5 protein-coding genes are annotated in these 6,359 nt (G+C 34.7%); 4 read left to right on the top strand and 1 reads right to left on the bottom strand.

Translation table 11 applies throughout. The features are described 5' to 3' along the window. The first annotated feature begins 26 nt into the window (after positions 1 to 26). From argB to ACECE_RS0206920, 4 genes are all read left to right on the top strand, one after another. On the top strand, positions 27 to 941 hold the full coding sequence (argB, locus tag ACECE_RS0206905) for an acetylglutamate kinase (protein ID WP_010245935.1): 915 nt from the start codon (positions 27 to 29) through the stop codon (positions 939 to 941). 276 nt (positions 942 to 1,217) lie between these two features. Next, positions 1,218 to 1,883 carry a PilZ domain-containing protein gene (locus tag ACECE_RS0206910; protein ID WP_010245937.1) on the top strand — a complete coding sequence of 222 codons (666 nt, stop codon included), beginning with the start codon at positions 1,218 to 1,220 and terminating at the stop codon, positions 1,881 to 1,883. 273 nt (positions 1,884 to 2,156) lie between these two features. Further along, entirely contained in the window at positions 2,157 to 3,077 is a 921-nt protein-coding gene (gene argF, locus ACECE_RS0206915) for an ornithine carbamoyltransferase (RefSeq protein WP_010245939.1), read from the top strand. Between the two features lie 18 nt (positions 3,078 to 3,095). Beyond that, positions 3,096 to 3,569, top strand: coding sequence for a GNAT family N-acetyltransferase (locus ACECE_RS0206920; RefSeq protein ID WP_010245941.1), 474 nt, complete (start codon positions 3,096 to 3,098; stop codon positions 3,567 to 3,569). Between the two features lie 595 nt (positions 3,570 to 4,164). On the opposite strand, the gene ACECE_RS26840 is transcribed toward ACECE_RS0206920, so the two are convergent. After that, positions 4,165 to 6,359 (bottom strand): S-layer homology domain-containing protein (locus ACECE_RS26840; RefSeq protein WP_010245943.1); only part of this gene is annotated, 2,195 nt, incomplete at its 5' end.

The following is a 6,359-nucleotide window of genomic DNA, read 5'->3' on the forward strand; positions in this document are numbered from 1 at the left end:
ACATAATTATTACTGGAGGAATTTAAATGGAAACTTCAATGGAAACTATAATCAAAAAAGCAGAAATTCTTATAGAAGCTTTGCCTTATATACAAAAACTTGCCGGAAAAACTGTTGTAATAAAATATGGCGGAAATGCCATGATTAACGATGAACTTAAAAACTCCGTTATGGAAGACATAACACTACTTAAATATATTGGTGTGAACCCTGTAGTTGTACACGGCGGAGGACCTGAAATAAATAAAGCATTGGATAAGTTTAATATAAAGAGCCAATTTGTAAATGGTTTAAGAGTAACTGACAGTTCTACTATGGAAGTAGCTCAAATGGTGCTTGTGGGAAAAACAAACAAGGAAATCGTATCCCTTCTTAATAAAATGGGTGGCAATGCTATCGGCTTATGTGGTATTGACGGCAACCTGATAGAATGTGAACAATATAAAACTACTGTTGATGGAAATGAAGTAGATTTAGGATATGTAGGCAAAATAACCAATATCAATTCGAAACTGATCGAATTAATCGCAAAAGACGAGTATATACCTGTTGTTGCTCCTATAGGAGTGGGTAAAGATGGTAGAAGCTACAATATAAATGCCGATACTGTAGCAGGTGAAATTGCAGCTGCTCTGCAGGCAGAAAAGTTAATGCTCCTTACAGATATTGAGGGTGTTAAGATGAACAAAGACAGCAATGATATTATAACTGCCCTAACCACCCATGAAGCGCATGATCTTATTGAAAGAAAAGTTATTGACGGCGGAATGATCCCAAAAGTATTAGGGTGCATAGAAGCTCTGGAAAAGGGCGTAGGAAGAACGCATATTATTGATGGCAGAATTTCTCACTGTCTCTTGCTTGAAATATTCACAAACAGAGGAATTGGAACTATGATCATGAAGGAAAAGGTTCCATATCATAACAGTGAAAAATTATAAAATTACTTTTTTTTGAAGGATTTTTGGTAGTTATTTAGAATATAATAAAAATGGTAAAGTGTGTACATAATATTAGTACTTTTATATAACAATATACTTTTAAAATGTTAGTTAATGATATATAATATAGTTGATTATTTTCTTTATTCATATCATTGTGAAAACTGCAATTATTAGGCTATTGTGCAAATGAAATACACAAGTTAGGTTTAGCGTTTATTCAAGCAATTGATTACTCAGTTAATCACATTGGTTTACACAGGAGGATTGATTATTTTGGGAAAAGATTTGCTCAATACAATATTAAAAGAAGGTACCCTTATCTATACCAAGCTTTCAACAAGTAATGTTTGGCATCAGAATATTGTATATAAAGTTGAAAACAAATCTGTATCAATAGCTTTAATAACCGGATTTTTAGAAAATATAATAATGCCAGGTCAGGCTATAACTCTTAAACTTACAAACGAGGAAATGGAATATCTGTTTATCGGTACTGTAGGCGAAATCCAACCACAGTTTCCCAGCCATATAAAGGTAAACATCGAAAGTATAAAAGACTTAAAAAACTCAAGGGTTTTTCCAAGATACGATGTATATTTGGCCGCTAATATAAAATCCGAAAGCAGTGGAGAAGAAAATTTTGCAATCATACATGATATTAGTTTGACCGGAATGGCATTTTACTCTAAGCAACATTTTGAAATAGGCACCGAACAGCTTAACTTGACTATATATCTTCCCAATAAAAACACAATCGATGCTAAGGGCAATATTAACCGAAAGAGCAAGTATGATTCATATATTGACTACGGAATGCATTATACTGATATGCAGGAAGAAAACAACAATTCTCTTTACGCCTTCTTCTCTGTCTTAGAGGAAGAAAAGTCACGTATGAAAGAAAACTTCCTTAATTCAATAAAAAAGCACCTTCCTTAATACATTGATCTATCAATTCCATATGTGGAGGGTGTTTTATTTTTTATTCCAAACTTACATTTTAATACTAATATGTTTTATATAGTTAACGCGCATTTAAATTTTCCACTTTAAGTGTTGCATTTTTATACATTTTTCTGTATAATTATAAATATAGTTTAATGGGGAGTTCGTCTTATAGAACTAAACAAATCATTGATATAGATAAATAAACTCATGCATATCAACTGAGAATTAATTATAACAAAATTATTTTATATGGAGGAGTCGGCTATGGATCATTTAATAAGTCTTAACGATTTAACACTAGAAGAAATAGAACAAATATTAAACCTTTCAGAAAAACTAAAAAAGCAGCAGCAGGAAGGTGTAACTCATCATTATTTGAAAGGCAAGACACTAGGTATGATTTTCACAAAATCATCCACAAGAACAAGAGTTTCATTCGAAGTAGGTATGTATCAATTGGGCGGGTATGCATTGTTTTTAAGCTCAAACGATATCCAGATCGGCAGAGGTGAAACAATCTATGATACTGCACAGGTTCTTTCAAGATACATAGATGGAATAATGATAAGAACATTTGCTCACAGTGATGTTGAAGATCTTGCAAAGTACGGAAATATCCCCATAATAAATGGTCTTACCGATTTGATGCATCCATGTCAGATCCTTGCTGACCTCTTCACTGTTTATGAACACAAAGGAACTCTGAAGGGTTTAAAAATGGCATACCTCGGTGATGGAAACAATATAGCCAATTCACTGCTTCATGGTTGTTCCAAAGTTGGTATGGACGTAGCAATCGGCTCTCCAAAAGGTTATCAATGCGATGAACAGGTTATATCCGAAGCCAAGGAAGCTGCTAAAATATCAGGCTCAAACATTATTCTGACAGAAGATCCTGTTGAAGCAATAAAGGATGCAGATGTTGTATATACAGATACTTGGGTAAGTATGGGTCAGGAGTCTGAAAAACAATCTAGAATCAAGATTTTTGAGCCGTACAAGGTTGATGGAAATCTCTTTGCAAAAGCAAAGGAAGATGCTATTTTCCTCCATTGCCTTCCTGCATATAGAGGTTATGAGGTAACTGAGGAAATTATAGACGGGTCACAATCTGTTGTGTTTGACGAAGCAGAAAACAGGCTTCACGTTCAAAAGGCAATAATGGCTCTCTTAATGGATAAGTAAAAGAATTGTGAGGTCAAAATGAATTATTCGTTCATTATAAGAAAAGCAACCGTTGATGATGTAGAAGCTATACAAATCATCACACGGGAAGCATTCAAAAAATATATGGAAGATACAGGTCTTAAGGGCTCTATGGAAGCTTTGGATGAGTCTTTGGAAGATATCACGAGAGACATTATGTCCAAGGAAGTATTTGTTGCTTTCATTGATAACACTCCTGTAGGAGCTATAAGGGTTCAAATTCTACCTGATAATACTGCTTATATAAGCAGGTTTGGTGTAAGCCTTGCATACCACAATATAGGTATTGGCAAATCCCTTATGAACCTTGTAGATAAGCTGATGTTGGCAAGGGGTATAAAAAAAGTCAGTTTGCATACTGCCTCAACATATAAGGACCTAATCAGATTTTATTACGGAAGAGGCTTTTATATAGAATCAACAAATAAAGACAGAGGATATGTCAGAGCTCTTTTAGTCAAGGAATATTAGTAGATCGAATAATCCCTTGTAAATCGGTTTTATCCGGTCTACAAGGGATTTTATTTACCCTACTTATTTTTAAAGAACAATGCAGAGTAATTTATAATCTATCTCCAACTCTTAAAAGCGCCACTTTTGTTCTTTAAAGTAAAATTTTGGTGATATATAATGTCCGGAAAAAGCAGAAAATGCGAGCCATAATAACCTAAATAAATTTAAAACGCCAAGAACAAGTTATTGACTCCGCTGAGAACTTCTGGTATTATTTTTAATGCATCAGTTATATATACATTTTTTACATAATTTAAAAGGGGATGTTAGTAATATGAAGAAAAGCAGTATTGGTACTTGTGTTGTCTTAGCTATAGCTCTTTTTGTACAACTATTGATTGTCTCCACCCTAAATTATTTCCAGTGAGGTCCCTATTTTTGAAACCTCATATTACAAATCAACTATAAAACATCAATCTAAAATAAATCAAGATTCATTATTTGATATTAACTTATTATTTTTATGGGAAACTTTCATAATTTATACAAAAAATAATCCCCATTCATTTCATATGAACAGGGATTATCTTTTTGGTGTTCTTTATTTAATATTTTACCATATACCTTCTGGAATAATTTCTACAAGCGTTTCGCTTCCATTCTCATTATAATATGATTTATGAGAATTTGTTGCTTCTTCCACATGACCAAAAGACCAATTGCTTTCTAAATTGTCAGGGAATGATGGTTTTATGTTTGTTAATGGACCTCTATGAAGCATTTGATTTACCATTGTTATTGTTTCTTCTCTTGTTATTGTATTGTTAGGTCTGAAAGTGTTATCTTCGTACCCTTTAATTATGTCATATCTGTATATCTCTGCAATATTAGCTTCTGCCCAATGTCCAGATATATCAGTAAAGTATTTGGCCAAAACACTATATTCAGGATAAGTTGTAATCCTTAAGTACTTAGATATTACTGTAGCAAGTTCTGCTCTTGTTATTGGCTGATTTGGCCTGAATGTATTGTCTTCATACCCTTTGAATAGACCAACTTCAGCAACGGCTTCAATGTGTTCTGCAGCCCAGAAGTCTACATCTACATCATTAAATACCTTAACTCCCTTTACATGACCTTTATCTTTTAAATTGAGTATCCTTGCAAATATTACTGCAACTTCTGCTCTTGTTACTGCTCCTTTTGGCTTAACGGTTCCATCAGGATAACCTAATATAAACCTTGTATGAACAAATTCAGAATCATTTGCAAATATAAATGTTTCGATTTTTGATTCATCATCATTTGGATTTATAAGTTCTGTATTTTCATACTTGGTATATATCTTTGCAGTTAGAGATACAGTTGATTCTTGCACAGCAAGATCTTTAACTTTGAGGGTAAAACTCACTGTTCCCTTTGCATTACCTTTTAGAGTACCTATATCCCATACAACTTCATTGCCGACTAGTTTTCCATTGTTTTCAGCTTTAACAAATGTCATCAAATCGGGTACATTTACTTGTACGAAGGTATTACTTACTTCAGTACTTAATTTATTAAAGTATGTAATTGTGTATATTACATTGCTGTTTTCTCCTGCTCTCATTGTTGATGAGTCTATCAAAACAGCAAGGTCGGCTTTTATTTTTGCTGCCGCCGGAACATCTTCATCCTTGGGTTCAGTTATTACAGGGTCATTATGTGTTGGCGTTGGTGGTGTTGTATCTTTTACAGGTGTTATATCAATTGTTATTTTACTTATTGCTTTTCCACCTTTTCCATCACTTACTTCTACTGTAAAGCTGTCTGTTCCGTTGTAGTCTTTGTTTGGCGTATATGTCCATTTGCCATCTGCAGCTACTGTTACTGTTCCATTTGTTGGATTAGTTGCTTTAGCGTATGTTAGTGTATCTCCATCAATGTCTTTTCCTACTACTGTTCCTGTTACTGCTGTATCTTCTGGCGTTGATACGTGGTAGTCAGGTACTGTTGGTGCATCATTTACTGGAGTTACTGTTATTGTTACTTTGCTTATTGCTTTTCCGCCTTTTCCGTCACTTACCTCTACTGTAAAGCTGTCTGTTCCATTGTAGTCTTTGTTTGGTGTGTATGTCCACTTACCATCTGCAGCTACTGATACTGTTCCGTTTTTTGGATTAGTTGCTTTTGTGTATGTTAGTGTATCTCCATCAATGTCTTTTCCTACAACTGTTCCTGATACTGCTGTATCTTCTGGTGTTGTTACACTGTAATCAGGTACTGTTGGCGCATCATTTACTGGAGTTACTGTTATTGTTACTGTGCTTATCGCTGTTCCGCCTTTTCCGTCACTTACTTCTACTGTAAAGCTGTCTGTTCCGTTGTAGTCTTTGTTCGGTGTATATGTCCAATTACCGTCCGCTGCTACTGTTACTGTTCCGTTTGCTGGATCAGTTGCTTTCGTATATGTAAGTGTATCTCCATCGATATCTGTTCCTACTACTGTTCCTGATACTGCTGTATCTTCTGGTGTTGTTACACTGTAGTTAGGTACTGTCGGCGCATCGTTGCTTCCGCCTACATCTATTGTTATTGTACTTATTGCTGTTCCGCCTTTTCCATCACTTACTTCTACTGTAAAGCTGTCTGTTCCATTGTAGTCTTTGTTTGGTGTGTATGTCCATTTACCGTCCGCTGCTACTGTTACTGTTCCGTTTGCTGGATCAGTTGCTTTAGCGTATGTAAGTGTATCTCCGTCCACATCTGCTCCAACTACTGTTCCTGATACTGCTGTATCTTCTGGTGTTGTTACATTGTAATCAGGTA

This window comes from Acetivibrio cellulolyticus CD2, from assembly GCF_000179595.2.
Lineage (GTDB): Bacteria > Bacillota > Clostridia > Acetivibrionales > Acetivibrionaceae > Acetivibrio > Acetivibrio cellulolyticus.

Bases quoted from the DNA above. Each gene is read 5' to 3' on its own strand.
- argF (WP_010245939.1), top strand. From the start codon at position 2,157: ATGGATCATTTAATAAGTCTTAACGATTTAACACTAGAAGAAATAGAA.
- ACECE_RS0206920 (WP_010245941.1), top strand. From the start codon at position 3,096: ATGAATTATTCGTTCATTATAAGAAAAGCAACCGTTGATGATGTAGAA.
- argB (WP_010245935.1), top strand. From the start codon at position 27: ATGGAAACTTCAATGGAAACTATAATCAAAAAAGCAGAAATTCTTATA.